At 61.8% G+C, this 13,009-nt stretch carries 17 protein-coding genes and 1 other RNA gene; 9 read left to right on the top strand and 9 right to left on the bottom strand.

Going from position 1 to position 13,009, the window contains the following annotated elements; translation table 11 throughout:
- Positions 1–119: 119 nt before the first annotated feature.
- Complete coding sequence (locus AC0L2D_RS21390) at positions 120–761, bottom strand: TetR/AcrR family transcriptional regulator (RefSeq protein WP_024502910.1); 642 nt, start codon at positions 759–761, stop codon at positions 120–122.
- A 126-nt stretch (positions 762–887) separates the two neighbouring features.
- Here AC0L2D_RS21390 and AC0L2D_RS21385 point away from each other — a divergent pair, with 126 nt between their 5' ends.
- Together AC0L2D_RS21385 and AC0L2D_RS21380 are read left to right on the top strand one after the other, a co-directional pair.
- Positions 888–1,367, top strand: coding sequence for an anthrone oxygenase family protein (locus tag AC0L2D_RS21385; protein WP_275954397.1), 480 nt, complete (start codon positions 888–890; stop codon positions 1,365–1,367).
- 21 nt (positions 1,368–1,388) lie between these two features.
- Entirely contained in the window at positions 1,389–1,538 is a 150-nt protein-coding gene (locus AC0L2D_RS21380; RefSeq protein WP_473542290.1) for a glycine zipper domain-containing protein, read from the top strand.
- 15 nt (positions 1,539–1,553) lie between these two features.
- Here AC0L2D_RS21380 and AC0L2D_RS21375 read toward each other — a convergent pair whose 3' ends face one another.
- The 3 genes from AC0L2D_RS21375 to AC0L2D_RS21365 all read right to left on the bottom strand — a co-directional run bounded on the left by AC0L2D_RS21375 (position 1,554) and on the right by AC0L2D_RS21365 (position 3,154).
- Positions 1,554–1,850 carry an Rdx family protein gene (locus AC0L2D_RS21375; RefSeq protein WP_473542288.1) on the bottom strand — a complete coding sequence of 99 codons (297 nt, stop codon included), beginning with the start codon at positions 1,848–1,850 and terminating at the stop codon, positions 1,554–1,556.
- 17 nt (positions 1,851–1,867) lie between these two features.
- Positions 1,868–2,617, bottom strand: coding sequence for a YebC/PmpR family DNA-binding transcriptional regulator (locus AC0L2D_RS21370; protein WP_013529113.1), 750 nt, complete (start codon positions 2,615–2,617; stop codon positions 1,868–1,870).
- A 213-nt stretch (positions 2,618–2,830) separates the two neighbouring features.
- Positions 2,831–3,154 (bottom strand): ArsR/SmtB family transcription factor, encoded by a 324-nt coding sequence (locus tag AC0L2D_RS21365; RefSeq protein ID WP_127369215.1) that lies wholly within the window; start codon positions 3,152–3,154, stop codon positions 2,831–2,833.
- Positions 3,155–3,206: 52 nt separating this feature from the next.
- Here AC0L2D_RS21365 and AC0L2D_RS21360 point away from each other — a divergent pair, with 52 nt between their 5' ends.
- Together AC0L2D_RS21360 and AC0L2D_RS21355 are read left to right on the top strand one after the other, a co-directional pair.
- Positions 3,207–3,689 (top strand): SRPBCC domain-containing protein, encoded by a 483-nt coding sequence (locus AC0L2D_RS21360; RefSeq protein WP_473542285.1) that lies wholly within the window; start codon positions 3,207–3,209, stop codon positions 3,687–3,689.
- Between the two features lie 16 nt (positions 3,690–3,705).
- On the top strand, positions 3,706–4,173 hold the full coding sequence (locus AC0L2D_RS21355; protein ID WP_473542283.1) for an SRPBCC family protein: 468 nt from the start codon (positions 3,706–3,708) through the stop codon (positions 4,171–4,173).
- 164 nt (positions 4,174–4,337) lie between these two features.
- Here AC0L2D_RS21355 and AC0L2D_RS21350 read toward each other — a convergent pair whose 3' ends face one another.
- The 4 genes from AC0L2D_RS21350 to ssrS form a co-directional block, all read right to left on the bottom strand.
- Positions 4,338–5,099 carry a TerC family protein gene (locus tag AC0L2D_RS21350; protein WP_013529109.1) on the bottom strand — a complete coding sequence of 254 codons (762 nt, stop codon included), beginning with the start codon at positions 5,097–5,099 and terminating at the stop codon, positions 4,338–4,340.
- Between the two features lie 74 nt (positions 5,100–5,173).
- Positions 5,174–5,998 carry a TIGR00282 family metallophosphoesterase gene (locus AC0L2D_RS21345; RefSeq protein ID WP_024502904.1) on the bottom strand — a complete coding sequence of 275 codons (825 nt, stop codon included), beginning with the start codon at positions 5,996–5,998 and terminating at the stop codon, positions 5,174–5,176.
- 70 nt (positions 5,999–6,068) lie between these two features.
- A complete protein-coding gene (locus AC0L2D_RS21340; RefSeq protein WP_013529107.1) occupies positions 6,069–6,656 on the bottom strand; it encodes a 5-formyltetrahydrofolate cyclo-ligase in 588 nt (195 codons plus the stop codon).
- A 96-nt stretch (positions 6,657–6,752) separates the two neighbouring features.
- Positions 6,753–6,908, bottom strand: a non-coding RNA gene (gene ssrS / locus AC0L2D_RS21335) — 6S RNA.
- A gap of 148 nt (positions 6,909–7,056) precedes the next feature.
- Here ssrS and AC0L2D_RS21330 point away from each other — a divergent pair.
- Positions 7,057–7,896 (top strand): AAA family ATPase, encoded by an 840-nt coding sequence (locus tag AC0L2D_RS21330; protein WP_013529106.1) that lies wholly within the window; start codon positions 7,057–7,059, stop codon positions 7,894–7,896.
- A gap of 15 nt (positions 7,897–7,911) precedes the next feature.
- Here the strand turns inward: AC0L2D_RS21330 and AC0L2D_RS21325 are convergent, their stop codons facing one another.
- The gene (locus tag AC0L2D_RS21325; protein ID WP_473542280.1) at positions 7,912–9,480 is read right to left on the bottom strand and encodes an MFS transporter; all 1,569 of its coding nucleotides are present in this window, start codon (positions 9,478–9,480) and stop codon (positions 7,912–7,914) included.
- Between the two features lie 136 nt (positions 9,481–9,616).
- On the opposite strand from AC0L2D_RS21325, the gene AC0L2D_RS21320 reads away from it, so the two are divergent.
- The 4 genes from AC0L2D_RS21320 (at position 9,617) to AC0L2D_RS21305 (ending at position 13,006) form a co-directional block, all read left to right on the top strand.
- Positions 9,617–10,480, top strand: a complete 864-nt coding sequence (locus AC0L2D_RS21320) for a LysR family transcriptional regulator (protein WP_473542278.1) — start codon at positions 9,617–9,619, stop codon at positions 10,478–10,480.
- 65 nt (positions 10,481–10,545) lie between these two features.
- Positions 10,546–10,992, top strand: a complete 447-nt coding sequence (locus AC0L2D_RS21315; RefSeq protein ID WP_027162544.1) for a GNAT family N-acetyltransferase — start codon at positions 10,546–10,548, stop codon at positions 10,990–10,992.
- Positions 10,993–10,998: 6 nt separating this feature from the next.
- On the top strand, positions 10,999–12,189 hold the full coding sequence (locus AC0L2D_RS21310; RefSeq protein WP_473542276.1) for a vWA domain-containing protein: 1,191 nt from the start codon (positions 10,999–11,001) through the stop codon (positions 12,187–12,189).
- Between the two features lie 19 nt (positions 12,190–12,208).
- The gene (locus AC0L2D_RS21305; RefSeq protein WP_473542274.1) at positions 12,209–13,006 is read left to right on the top strand and encodes an MBL fold metallo-hydrolase; all 798 of its coding nucleotides are present in this window, start codon (positions 12,209–12,211) and stop codon (positions 13,004–13,006) included.
- Positions 13,007–13,009: the final 3 nt, after the last annotated feature.

The following is a 13,009-nucleotide window of genomic DNA, read 5'->3' as shown; positions in this document are numbered from 1 at the left end:
GCCCAAAAGTGCGAAGCGGTTTTGGGATAACGACTTGCATCAAGTAAGAACTTAAGCCAAACGAGCTTTCTCAGATCGAAAACCCGCCCTTGTGGCGGGTTTTTTGTTGCGGCGCGGTCCTACTCGGCCAGCAATTCCCTTAACGCCATGCGCTTGTAGGCGGCGACCAGCCTGTCGCCCTCCTGCCGCTCAACCGAGATCGCCAGCCGCATGGCGGCCTCGCCCATCTGCCAGACCAGAAACGCCGTGGTTTCCAGTGTCGCCGGATCGGCTGCCGGCCGCAGCCGTTTCAGCACCGCGCTGAGGAATTCGGCGTTGGCACGGCTGTCGGCGAGTTCGAGCTGGCGCAGCGCCTTGTCAGCCTGCGTGCCCGACCAGATGTCGCGGATCACCGGCTCGGCCAGGAACAGCCGGTAATAGATGTCGACCAACTCTGAAAACGCGGACTGCAGGCCTTCGGCGTCGCTGATGCCAGCCAGTGCTGCCGAAATGCAGGACTGGCTTTCGGCGGTGTAGCGCTCGGCCAGCGCCCAGATGATCGCCCGCTTGTCCGGAAAGAACTGATAGAGCGACCCGATCGACACCCCAGCGCGCTCCGCCACCTCACCCATGCGCATGGCATCGCTGCCTTGCTCGGCGATCAGCGCCGAGGCAGCCGCCAGCATGCGCTCGACCCGCTCGCGGCTGCGCTGCTGGCTCGGCGCCCGACGCGGTGAAGCAGCCTGCTTCTGTGCGGAAACGGGGGTTGCCGCGTCTTCCATACCTGACTCCAAATGCCGCCACACTCACTTGACTCGAAAAATACGAGGGTTTATCACGTTTTGCAAATGTGAGGATTAATCACGTTTATGCGGAGGAAAGCACAATGGGCATCTGGAGCAACTGACATGATCGCGAAACTTCTTCCCACTCTCATCTTCATTGCCGCACTTGGCTCAGGCGTCGTCGGCGGCGTCTTCTTTGCTTTCTCCAGCTTCGTCATGCCGGGCCTCGCCCGCATGCCAGCCGCAAGCGGCATTGCCGCGATGAATTCCATCAACGTCACAGCGGTGACGCCGCTGTTCATGACAGCGCTGTTCGGCACGGCTCTCGTCTGCATCGTTGTCGCCATCGGTGCGGTGATCGGCTGGAACCAGCCAGGCTCGCTCTGGCTGGTTGCCGGCAGCCTGCTCTATCTCATCGGCATCGTGGTGGTGACGATGATCTTCAACGTCCCGCTCAACGATGCGCTCGCCGCCCTCGATCCGGCCAGCAGCAATGGCGCAAGCCTGTGGACGCGCTACCTCGACGAATGGGTGATGTGGAACCATGTCCGCACCATCAGCGGCATAGCCGCGCTGGCATCCTTCTGGTTCGCCGCGCGTTGAAAAGGATGGATGGAGCCGCCGATGAAGGATCAATATTCGAATATGTCCTTCGGCATGGCGATCGGCGTTGGTGTCGGTGCCGCGGTCGGCACCGCTCTGGATGACCTTCCGATGGGCGTCGCCGTGGGTATTGCGATTGGCGCCGCCTTCGGAGCGTGGCGACGCAAGTGACGGCAGCGGCGGCCTCTACGCCTTTGTCTTCCGATCGGAATGACCGAGGTCGCGGTCCGGATCAATGACATCGCGGACCAGTTGCTTCAGCTTGGCCGCGTCCGGAAAACCGCCGTCGCGCTTGCGATCCCAGACAAGCACGTCATTGCAGGAAATGGTGAAGATGCCGCCGGTGCCCGGCACTAGCGTTACTTCGCCAAGGTCCGTGCCGAAGGTCGACAGCAGCTCCTGCGCCATCCAGCCGGCGCGCAACAGCCACTGGGACTGCGTGCAGTAGCTGATGCGGATGGCGGGGAGCACGCTTTCGCTCATGCCGGGCTGAGCTCCGCTCATGCCGCGCTGAGCTTGGCCATGGTCTCGTCGTCGACTTCGAAGTTGGCGTAGACGCTCTGCACGTCGTCGTCGTCCTCGAGCGTGGCGACCAGTTTCATCAGCGACTGTGCCCGCTCCTCGTCGACCGGAACGTTGTTCTGCGGCCGCCAGATCAGCTTCACCGATTCTGCCTCGCCGAGCGAGGTTTCCAGAGCCTTCGACACCTCACCGAGATTCTCGAAGGCGCAATAGATGGTGTGGCCTTCCTCGTCGGTTTCCACGTCGTCGGCGCCGGCTTCGATTGCCGCTTCCATGACCTTGTCGGCGCTGCCGGCCGATGCCGGATAATAGATCTCGCCGACGCGGTCCCACATGAAGGAAACCGAGCCCGTTTCCCCCATCGCGCCGCCGGCCTTGGTGAAGGCAGCACGCACATTGGACGCCGAGCGGTTGCGGTTGTCGGTCAGCGCCTCGACAATGACGGCGACGCCGCCCGGGCCATAGCCCTCATAGCGCACGGCTTCGTAATTCTCGGCATCGCCCATCGAGGCCTTGTTGACGGCGCGCTGGATGTTGTCCTTCGGCATCGACACCGCCTTGGCGTTCTGGATCGCCAGCCGCAAGCGCGGGTTCATCGATGGATCGGGCGTCCCGCTTTTAGCGGCGACGGTGATTTCGCGCGCCAGCTTGGAAAACATTTTAGACCGCACCGCATCCTGGCGGCCCTTGCGGTGCATGATGTTCTTGAACTGTGAATGGCCAGCCATGGCACCCCTGTCGTCTTCTCGGCTAGAGCATCGCGAAGCGAAGTGATCTGACCTCGTCTTCCGCAATGCTCGAATTCAAAATTTCAGAGCGTCCCAGGTGCACCTCTTGGAAGCACGGCGTTCTCTGTCGGAATGGCCGGCTTATAGATAAATCGGCTCAATTCGTCCAGCCGCACCGCGCATGCGGCGCAAGACGTGACCTGCTGCGGCGGCTCACGCCTCGAGGTCCGACTTCAGTCGGTCGATGATGCTGAGCGCATGGCCGGCATACTGGCTGATCCAGCGGTCGTGGATCTGCTTGATCGGCAGCGCGTTGAGATGGTTCCAGCGCTCGCGGCCGTCGCGCCGCGCAACGATCAGGTCGGCCTCCTCCAGCACCTTCAGATGCAGCATGACCGTGCAGCGATCGATATCGGGAAAGGCCTCGCACAGCGTGCCGGTCGTCTTCGGCGCGTCCTTCAGCTGATCCAGTATTTCACGCCGGCGCGGATGCGCCAGCGCCTTGAAAACATTGTCGTCTTGCGATCGGCTTGACATGTTATGTTTATATAACATATTGTTGAACCGATCAAGGGAAGGAGCTGTGGGTATGTCACTTGGATTCAGTGTTTCCGGACGCATCAGCAAGCCGGTCGCCGACGTCTTCGACGCAGTCGCCAATCCGAAGAAACTGAGCGGCTATTTCACCACGATCGGCGGCGCCAGCGCCCCGCTGGAAGCCGGCGCCGGCGTCGTCTGGTGGGGCAAGGTGCCGGTTGAGGTCGACGAAGTGGTCAAGGACCGCCGCATCGTGCTGCGCTGGGATGCCACCGATGAGGACGGCAAGCCGGCCTACAAAACCCGCATCGAGATGAACTTCGAACCACTGGACGATGGCGGCACCTTCGTCACCATCGCCGAGAGCGGCTGGCAGGAAGGCGCGGTCGGCCTGAAGAAGTCCTACCTCAATTGCGAGGGCTGGTCGCAGATGCTGGCCTGCATGAAGGCCTATGTCGAGTACGGCATCAATTTGCGCGACGGCTACTACCGCAGCGAGATGAAAGGCGAACCCGCCAACGAGACCAATATCTGACCATTAGGAGCATTCCATGGACATCCACGAAAAACCGACCGCCGAAGCCGGCATGCTGATCCGGCGGTCTGTCGCCGAAGTGTTCGAGGCCTTCATCGACCCGGCCATCACCACAAAATTCTGGTTTACCCATGGCAGCGGCCGGCTGGACAGCGGCGAGCAGATCCACTGGGAATGGCGCATGTACGGCGTCTCGACGACGGTCGACGTCGGCGAGATCGTTCCGAACGAAAAGATCGTCATGCAGTGGAGCGATCCACCGACCACCGTGGTCTGGACTTTCACCGAAATGCCTGGCGAGACAACTTTTCTCGAGGTTCGCAATTTTGGCTTCGCCGGCGATGGCGACGGGCAGGTGAAAGAGGCCGTCGGCTCAACCGGCGGCTTCACGCTGGTGCTGGCCGGTGCCAAGGCGTGGCTGGAACAAGGCCTGACGCTCGGCCTGATCGGCGACCGTCACCCGAAGGGCGTGCCGGCTAACTGAACCGGCGGGCTTGGGATCGCCGCTTTTCCTGCTCACGACGAGCTTGAGCCCAATTCTCGGCCGGAGCTTCCGGAATGTCCAAGATATCGATCTCGCTCAGGCAATTCAGCCAGCTTGGCCAACTGATCGCGCTGATCCTGGCTAAGGTCCCTGCTGCTCATGCCTCAATGCCCGCCGCCCGGCTTCTTGCGTCGCCGCGCCAGCATGTTGAGCCCCTCGACCAATGCCGAAAAGCCCATCGCCGCATAGATGTAGCCCTTGGGCACATGGTAGCCCATGCCGTCGGCGATCAGTGTCATGCCGATCATCAAAAGGAAGCCCAGCGCCAGCATGACAATGCTCGGGTTCTTGGCGATGAAGTTGGCCAGCGGCCCGGCCGCCAGCATCATCACGCTGACCGCCACGATCACGGCGATGTACATGATGGCGATCTCGTCGGTCATGCCGACGGCGGTGATGATCGAATCGATCGAGAAGACCAGGTCGAGCAGCAGGATCTGGAAGATCGCGCCGGCGAGGCTGATCTGCAGCGTCTCGCCCATCATCGTATCCTTGTGGTCGTCGGGATCGACCGTGTGATGGATCTCCTTGGTCGCCTTCCAGACCAGGAACAGGCCGCCGGCGATCAGGATCAGGTCGCGCCAGGAAAAACCGTGGCCGAAGGCCGTGAACACCGGTGTGGTCAGCTGGACGATGATCGAAATGGTGGCCAGTAGCACCAGCCGCATGATCAGCGCCGCCGAGATGCCGAGCCGGCGGGCGCGGGCCCGTTGTGCTTCCGGCAGCTTGTTGGTCAGGATCGAGATGAAGATCAGATTGTCGATGCCGAGCACGACCTCGAGCACAATCAGCGTCAGCAGCGCGACCCAGGCGGTTGGATCGGACACAAATTGAAAATGCGGCGCCAGGAATTCGATGAGCTGCATGGAGGTCGTCCCCTCTTTTAACGATCTAGAGCAGTGTCGCCGGCAGTTAGGTACTAAGCGTGCCTATATCAATGTCATGACCAGAAGGACGGTGCGGTTTCCTCCAGCCGCGGGCCGCGACGAAACGGCGCGATCCGCTCGGTCAGCCCGGTGCGGTCGGAAATATCGACGCCGACGCCGCACAAGGTCGCCGGTCCGGTCGCCGCTTCGAAGCGGCCTTTCGGCACTTTCGACAGGAACCGGTTGAGCGGCTCCTCCTTGTCCATGCCGAGCGAGGAATCATAGTCGCCGCACATGCCGGCGTCGGACATATAACCGGTGCCGCCATTGAGGATCTGGTGATCGCCGGTCGGCTGGTGGGTATGGGTGCCGACGACGAGGCTGGCACGGCCGTCGACGAAATGCGCGAAGCACATCTTTTCCGAGGTCGCCTCGGCGTGGAAGTCGATGATCACGGCATCCGCCTGCTCGCCGAGCGGACAGGCGGCAAGCTCGCGTTCGCCGGCCTGGAAGGGATCGTCGAGTTCGGGATGCATGAACACCCGGCCCATGATGTTGGCGACCAGCACGCGCGCGCCGCTCCTGGCGATGTAGACGCCGGAGCCGCGCCCGGGCGTGCCCTTGGGAAAGTTCGAGGGGCGCAGGAAGCGCTCTTCGCGCGGCGCGAAGGCGAGTGCGTCGCGCTGGTCCCAGACATGGTTGCCGGTTGTGACGACATCCGCACCGGCCGCGATCGTCTCGCGAAAGATATCTTCGGTGATGCCGAAGCCGCCGGCGGCGTTCTCACCGTTGACGATGACGAAATCGAGTTTGAAGTCGGAGATCAAGCCGGGCAGCTGTTCCCACACCGCCGTCCGTCCTGTCTTTCCAACCATGTCACCGAGGAAGAGAAGTCTCATATGATCCCGCACCGAAGGTCAGCGAAGCAAAAGCTGCATGACGTCTGTGAAAGATCATGCGTCCTTTTATCTACAATTTTGACGCGAAGCGGCGCAACCCGCTCTCGGTCAGTATTTCCGGAATGACGACGTCATGTTCCTCATCCGGCACCATTGCCACCTCCTGGCAGTCGAAGGCGATGCCGACCAGCCGCGGCGGCTGTCCCTTGTCGATCAGCTTGGCGATGGCGCGGTCGTAATAGCCTGCACCATAGCCGATGCGATGGCCGCGCGCATCGAAGGCGGCGAGCGGCACCAGCATCACCGAGGGGTCGAGCACTTCTGCTTCTTCATGCGGGCCGACCGTGCCGAAACCCATCTCGACCATCGGCACGCCGCGCACCAGTTCGCGAAAGACGATCGTGGTTTTGTCGAGAATGGCCGGCAGGCAAAGCCGCGCGCCCCTTTCGCGCAAGGCAAACATCAGCGGCCTGACGTCGACTTCCGAGCGCATCGGCCAGAAGCCGGAAACGATCTGGCCCGGCTCGACATGGAGATGATCGCGTGCCGTCTCTGCCATTTCAAGCGCGACCTCCACCCGCCAGAATTCGTCGAGCGCATCGCGGCGTCCGAGGGCCTCGCGGCGAAGCTGCTTTTTGAGGTCTTTGAGAGAGGTCATGCAGTCAGGGTAGAAAAGGTCAGATCTGGATGGAGTGTTGGGAGCGACGTTTTCCACCGCAATCATCCACCGAAATGCGGGACGCGTGGCAATAAGTGACGATCCACACAACCGGTGGAGAGAGCGATCCCGGGAACCTACAAAGTAGGTGGGCGCCGTGTGAGAAAACCCACGGGTCTTCCCAGGGACAGCTCCCTAAGGATCGTTAAGGCCCCGGGGAAAATGTTCTCCTGCCGTGAAGCACAGACCGTCCCGCCCAATATAGGCTGCCGGCCGGCTAAGCGCCAGTGAGACGGGCACTCTTTCCGTGTTGGGTTCAGGCCCTCGCGCCGCCAACACCTCACCCTTGCACAGGCACGGCCTCGTCCTTACGGTCGCGATGACCAACCGAGGAGCAAGAATGCGTTTCGAAGGCACGGCGGCCTATGTCGCCGACAAGGATCTGATGGTGGCCGTCAATGCGGCGATCGCGCTGGAGCGGCCCTTGCTGGTCAAGGGCGAGCCCGGCACCGGCAAGACGGAACTGGCCCGCCAGGTGGCGGCTGCACTCGGCCTCGACCTCATCGAATGGCACGTCAAGTCGACGACGCGGGCGCAGCAGGGCCTGTATGAATATGATGCCGTCTCGCGGCTGCGCGACAGCCAGTTGGGCGACGAGCGCTTTAACGACATCAGGAACTACATCAAGCGCGGCAAACTCTGGGAGGCTTTCGCCGCCGGCAGGAAGGTCGTGCTCTTGATCGACGAGATCGACAAGGCCGACATCGAATTCCCAAACGATCTCCTGCAGGAACTCGATCGGATGGAGTTCTTCGTCTACGAGACCGGCGAAACCATCCGCGCCGCCGTCAGGCCGATCGTCATCATCACCTCCAACAACGAGAAGGAGTTGCCGGACGCGTTCCTGCGCCGCTGCTTCTTCCATTACATCCGCTTTCCCGACGTCGACACGCTGCACAGAATCGTCGACGTCCACTATCCCGGCATCAAGCAGAACCTGGTTCGGGCAGCCCTCACCCAGTTCTACGAGATCCGCGAAGTGCCGGGGCTGAAGAAAAAACCGTCGACCTCCGAGGCGCTCGACTGGATCCGCCTGCTGGTCGCCGACGATATCGCGCCCGAGGATCTGCGCGCCGACCCGAAGAACGCGTTGCCCAAGCTGCATGGCGCATTGTTGAAGAACGAACAGGATGTCCATCTGTTCGAGCGGCTTGCCTTCATGGCGCGCAGGCAAGGGTGAGGCGCCGGGCACTGGCTATGATCGAGCTTCGCTTGCGCCCTGAGCACGATGACGGTCCCTTGCCTCTTGCGGCGCGACGTTTCTGGGGCCGAAGACGACGAAGCTGATGACGGCAAGGGCAAGAACGCCGATCCCGCTATAGAGCATCACCCAGCCAAAACCGTTGACCAAGGCGGCATGCGCAAGCGCGCCGGACGGGTCGAGGGTCGCCAGCCTGGGCGAATATTGCGAGAGGCCATCGAGATTTCCGGTGGCGATCTTTTCCGCCAACGCGCGCAATTCGTCCGGGTCAAGGGCCGTGCCCAATGCGGTTTTGAGATAGGAAGCAATTCCCTGCGTCAACAGCAGGCCCAGCACCGCGATGTTGATGGCGAGCGTGATCAGCCGCGCGCTGATATCGATGCCCGAAGCCATGCCGGCGCGATCCGGCGACACCGAACCCGTCGTGGTGTTGGTGGTCGGTGAGTTGGTGAGGCCGATACCGATACCGGCGATCAGCGTACCGGGCAGCATGGTCAGCCAGCTGGCTCCCTCAAGGCTCGAACCTATCCTCATGGCGATAAAGCCGACCCCAAATGTCAGCAACCCGAGCGGGATCGCCACCCGCGCCTGATAGCGGGCGCGCAGGCGCTCGGCGGTCGAGGACATCAGCATCAGGGGAAGCGTGTAGACGAGCAGCAGCAGGCCGGTCGTGGTGCTGTCGTAGCCGAGCACACCCGAAAAATAGATCGGCAGATAGATGATGAACGGCCAATAACTGAAATTCATGCCGATGCCGCCCATGATCGCTCCCGAAAATTGACGGATCCGGAACACCGAGAAATCGAACATCGGGTAGGGGCTGATCTTCTCGGCAACGAGGAACGCGGCGAAGGCCAGCACGGCAGCACTTGCTACGCCGATGCGGGCGCCAGAGCCGAGATCGGCCCCTTGCGTGATCAGATAGGAGAAGCCGAACACCGCGAACGAGAGCGTCAGGATACCGGCACGGTCAAGCTTCTGGGCTTTGTGGTCGCGTGATTCGGTGACACCGGCACCGATGAAGACCAGCGCAAGGATGGCAAGCGGCACATGGATGAGGAACACCCACTGCCAGCTCGAGAACGCGACGATCAATCCACCGATGGCGGGACCAAAGCCAAGCCCGATCCCCGAGACGACGCTCCAGGCCACAAAAGCCTTGCCGCGTTCGCTGCCGTCCTGAAACTGGTGGGACAAGACGGCCACGCTGCAAGTGAACATCGCCCCTCCCGCCAGGCCTTGCAGGAAGCGTGCAATGATGAGGAGCGAAGCGCTCGGCGCGAGGCCGCACAGCAGTGAGGCCAGGCCGAAGGCGATGGTGGCGATCACCATCACCCGTTTGCGGCCGAAGCGGTCAGCCAGCGTTCCTGTCGCCATCAGCACCGTGGTGCAGGCAATGGTGTAGGCGTTCATGATCCATTGCAGATCCTTGAAGTCGGCGGCGAGCACGCTTTCCAGTTTCGGAAGGATCACCGGGACGCTGGAGATTTCGAGGCCGAACAGCAGCGAGGCAAGGCAGGCCCCGGCAAGCGCAACGGTGTTTCGGTCGATTTGAAACGTCATGTCGATCACTTTCTGTCGAAGCATTCTGGAACCGGGCTGGCTCTTCAAACTGCGGTCGAGATGACATAGACGAGGCTTGACCATGAAAAAAGACTATGCATTTCTATTTCAGAGATAACAAAATGGAATGCCGGAGATGGCCAGTCTCGATGTCGATGCCGTGCGCACTTTCGTCATGGTGGCCGACCTGCAGAGCTTCACCCGGGCGGCTGCAGCACTTGGCAGCACCCAGGCGACGATCAGCGTCAAGTTGCGGCGGCTCGAGGAAAAGCTCGGCGCACGTTTGATCGAACGAACCCCGCGCCGCGTGGCACTGTCGGAAAGGGGGGCTGTCTTCCTGCCCGTGGCCCGCGAATTCCTTGCCGCCCATGAACGCGCCGTCGCGGAATTTTCCGCGGCGCCATGTCGGCTTGCGCTCGGCTTCGTCGATCATGTCGCGGGGCCTGAGCTTTCCACGCTGATCGCCCAGCTTCATGCCCACGATCCGTCGCTCGCGCTCAACATACGGATCGATACCAGCTCCATGCTGGAAGAAGCTTTCGATCGCGGCGAACTCGATGCGGTGATTGTGCACCAGGAAGATGACAGTCGACGCGGTGAAGCTTTGTCGCGCACCCACTATGGCTGGTTCGCGGCACCTGGCTTCGAATGGCGACAAGGCATGCCCCTGCGCCTGGCTCTTTTAAGCACCAGATGCAATTGCCCGGACCGTATGAGAGCGGTCGAGGCGCTGGACCGGGCAGGCATCGCCTGGAATGAGGCTTTCGTCGGCGGCGGCGGCGCTGCCGTCAACATCGCGGTATCGGCGGGCTTTGCCCTTTCCGCCCTCGCTTACCGGGTTGTGCCCCCGGGCTTGATCGAGGTGGGCCGCAAACTCGGCCTGCCACCAATTCCCCCGTCCGAGATCGTTTTGCAGTCGCACGCTCTGCCGCCGCGGGCGCGGGAGGCGCTGCACATGCTCGCGACCGCTTTTCGCGAATATAATTCGCCTGCCGAATAGGCAAGGGTGTTCCTGATCCCGATTCTATTGGTATGGATCGGGTTCCAGACTTCAGAGGGAACGAAATGTCCGAGATAATCGTCCGCCCGCTCGCGCAGTCCGACCACGCCGATTGGCGGCGCCTGTGGACCGACTATCTCACCTTCTATGAGACGAAGCTGCCGGAAGAGGTCTACGCCATCACCTGGAAGCGGCTGTTCACTCCGGGCGAATTCGAGCCAAAAGGCTTCATCGCCACACTGGACGGCAAGGCGGTCGGTCTCACGCACTACCTGTACCACCGCTCCGGCTGGTCGGAGAAAAACAACTGCTATCTGCAGGATTTGTTCGCCGACCCGGATGTGCGCGGCAAGGGGATCGGCGCCGCCCTTATCAACGCAGTGAAGGAAGAGGCGGCAAAGATCGGCGTCAAGAATGTCTACTGGATGACGCACGAGACCAACGCCACCGCGCGCAAGCTTTACGACCACGTCGCCCGCCGCACGGGCTTCATCGAGTATGATTTGCTGTAACCGGCCATGTTCATCCCCTTCTTCCTTGAACTGAAGGCTGCACGCGTTCCCGTCTCGCTCAGGGAATATCTGTCGCTGCTGGAAGGGCTGGAAGCCGGGCTGGTCGACTACGACGTCGAAGGTTTTTACTACCTCGCCCGTGCGGCGCTGGTGAAGGACGAGCGCCATATCGACCGCTTCGACCAGGTGTTCGCGCATGTCTTCAAGGGCATTGAAGCGCTGGGCGGACCGGACGCGCTGGACGTCGCCAATATCCCCGAGGAATGGTTGCGCCGCCTCGCCGAAAAGCACCTGACCGACGAGGAGAAAAAACTGGTCGAGGCGCTCGGCGGGTTCGAAAAGCTGATGGAGACTTTGAAACAGCGACTCGAGGAGCAAAAAGGTCGCCACCAGGGCGGCTCGAAATGGATCGGCACCGGCGGAACCTCGCCATTCGGCGCCTATGGCTACAATCCCGAAGGCGTGCGCATCGGCCAGCATGAAAGCCGCAACCGCCGCGCGGTGAAGGTCTGGGACAAGCGCGAGTTCAAAAATTTCGACGATGCCGTGGAGCTCGGCACGCGCAACATCAAGATCGCACTGAAGCGCCTGCGCCGCTGGGTGCGCGAGGGTGCCGAGGAGGAGTTCGACCTGCCCGGCACCATTCACGCCACGGCCGAACACGGCTATCTCGACGTGCAGACGCGGCCAGAGCGGCGCAACGCGGTGAAGCTGTTGATGTTCTTCGATGTCGGCGGCTCGATGGACGACCACATCAAAAGCGTCGAGGAGCTGTTCTCGGCCGCCCGCGCCGAATTCCGCCAGCTCGAATATTTCTATTTCCACAACTGCCTCTATGAGGGCGTGTGGAAGGACAATCGCCGCAGGCATGCCGAGGTGATTCCGACCTTCGACCTGCTTCACAAATACGGTCCGGACTACAAGGTGATCGTCGTCGGCGACGCCTCGATGAGCCCTTACGAGATCGCTCACCCCGGCGGTTCGGTCGAGCACTGGAATCCGGAGGCGGGCAGCGTCTGGCTCGGCCGTCTGCTGCAGCAATGGCCGAACGCGGTATGGCTGAACCCCGAAAATCCCAAGAACTGGGGCTACACCCATTCGGTTGCGATGATCCGCGACATTTTCGGCGGCCGCATGTTCCCGCTGACGCTGGCCGGGCTGGAGGGCGCGACCAAGCAGCTTTCAAGAAAGCACTGAAAGACCGACAGGAGATCCGATGACCTGCTTCCTCTGCCTGCAATGCGGCGTCCAGTTCGCGGCGACAGAGACGCCGCCAGAACATTGCCCGATCTGCGAGGACGAGCGCCAATATGTGCGCTGGGAGGGCCAAGCGTGGATCACGCCGGAGGAACTTGCCGAAGGACACCGGCTTGTTATGAAGGACGATGCCGGCGTTCTCGCCTTCGGCATCGAGCCGCGCTTCGCCATCGGCCAACGGGCGCTGCTGGCGCATACGCCGCACGGCAACGTGCTGTGGGACTGCGTTTCGATGGTCAGCGACGAGGCGGTGGCCGAGATCAACCGCCGCGGTGGCCTGGCGGCGATCGCCATCTCGCACTGCCACTATTATTCGGTGATGGCCAGTTGGAGCGAGGCGTTTGGCGGCGTGCCGATTTATCTCCATGCCGATGACCGCCAATGGATCATGCGACCGCACAAGGCGATCGTCAGTTGGGAAGGCGAGACGCTGGCCATAAACCCTTCGCTGACGCTCATCCGCTGCGGCGGCCACTTTGCCGGCGGTCAGGTGCTGCACTGGAAACGCGATGTCGGCGACGTCTTGCTGGCCGGCGATATCTTGCAGGTGACGCCGACGCGCCGCCATGTCAGCTTCATGTACAGCTATCCGAACTACATTCCGCTCAATGCAGCGGCCGTGCGCCGCATCGCGGCGGCACTGGAGCCATTCGCGTTCGACCATATCTATGGTGCATGGTGGAACCAGAATGTCATCGGGGGCGCAAAAGCGGCGTTGGCTGCTTCGGTCGATCGCTATCTCAGGGCGATCGCATAAAGA

It is taken from the genome of Mesorhizobium sp. WSM4833 (genome assembly GCF_055811095.1).
Note: the sequence above shows the minus strand (reverse complement) of the source record. Positions and strands in the feature narration are given on the sequence as shown.

Bases quoted from the DNA above. Each gene is read 5' to 3' on its own strand.
- AC0L2D_RS21390 (WP_024502910.1), bottom strand. From the start codon at position 761: ATGGAAGACGCGGCAACCCCCGTTTCCGCACAGAAGCAGGCTGCTTCA.
- AC0L2D_RS21385 (WP_275954397.1), top strand. From the start codon at position 888: ATGATCGCGAAACTTCTTCCCACTCTCATCTTCATTGCCGCACTTGGC.
- AC0L2D_RS21380 (WP_473542290.1), top strand. From the start codon at position 1,389: ATGAAGGATCAATATTCGAATATGTCCTTCGGCATGGCGATCGGCGTT.
- AC0L2D_RS21375 (WP_473542288.1), bottom strand. From the start codon at position 1,850: ATGAGCGAAAGCGTGCTCCCCGCCATCCGCATCAGCTACTGCACGCAG.
- AC0L2D_RS21370 (WP_013529113.1), bottom strand. From the start codon at position 2,617: ATGGCTGGCCATTCACAGTTCAAGAACATCATGCACCGCAAGGGCCGC.
- AC0L2D_RS21365 (WP_127369215.1), bottom strand. From the start codon at position 3,154: ATGTCAAGCCGATCGCAAGACGACAATGTTTTCAAGGCGCTGGCGCAT.
- AC0L2D_RS21360 (WP_473542285.1), top strand. From the start codon at position 3,207: ATGTCACTTGGATTCAGTGTTTCCGGACGCATCAGCAAGCCGGTCGCC.
- AC0L2D_RS21355 (WP_473542283.1), top strand. From the start codon at position 3,706: ATGGACATCCACGAAAAACCGACCGCCGAAGCCGGCATGCTGATCCGG.
- AC0L2D_RS21350 (WP_013529109.1), bottom strand. From the start codon at position 5,099: ATGCAGCTCATCGAATTCCTGGCGCCGCATTTTCAATTTGTGTCCGAT.
- AC0L2D_RS21345 (WP_024502904.1), bottom strand. From the start codon at position 5,998: ATGAGACTTCTCTTCCTCGGTGACATGGTTGGAAAGACAGGACGGACG.
- AC0L2D_RS21340 (WP_013529107.1), bottom strand. From the start codon at position 6,656: ATGACCTCTCTCAAAGACCTCAAAAAGCAGCTTCGCCGCGAGGCCCTC.
- AC0L2D_RS21330 (WP_013529106.1), top strand. From the start codon at position 7,057: ATGCGTTTCGAAGGCACGGCGGCCTATGTCGCCGACAAGGATCTGATG.
- AC0L2D_RS21325 (WP_473542280.1), bottom strand. From the start codon at position 9,480: ATGACGTTTCAAATCGACCGAAACACCGTTGCGCTTGCCGGGGCCTGC.
- AC0L2D_RS21320 (WP_473542278.1), top strand. From the start codon at position 9,617: ATGGCCAGTCTCGATGTCGATGCCGTGCGCACTTTCGTCATGGTGGCC.
- AC0L2D_RS21315 (WP_027162544.1), top strand. From the start codon at position 10,546: ATGTCCGAGATAATCGTCCGCCCGCTCGCGCAGTCCGACCACGCCGAT.
- AC0L2D_RS21310 (WP_473542276.1), top strand. From the start codon at position 10,999: ATGTTCATCCCCTTCTTCCTTGAACTGAAGGCTGCACGCGTTCCCGTC.
- AC0L2D_RS21305 (WP_473542274.1), top strand. From the start codon at position 12,209: ATGACCTGCTTCCTCTGCCTGCAATGCGGCGTCCAGTTCGCGGCGACA.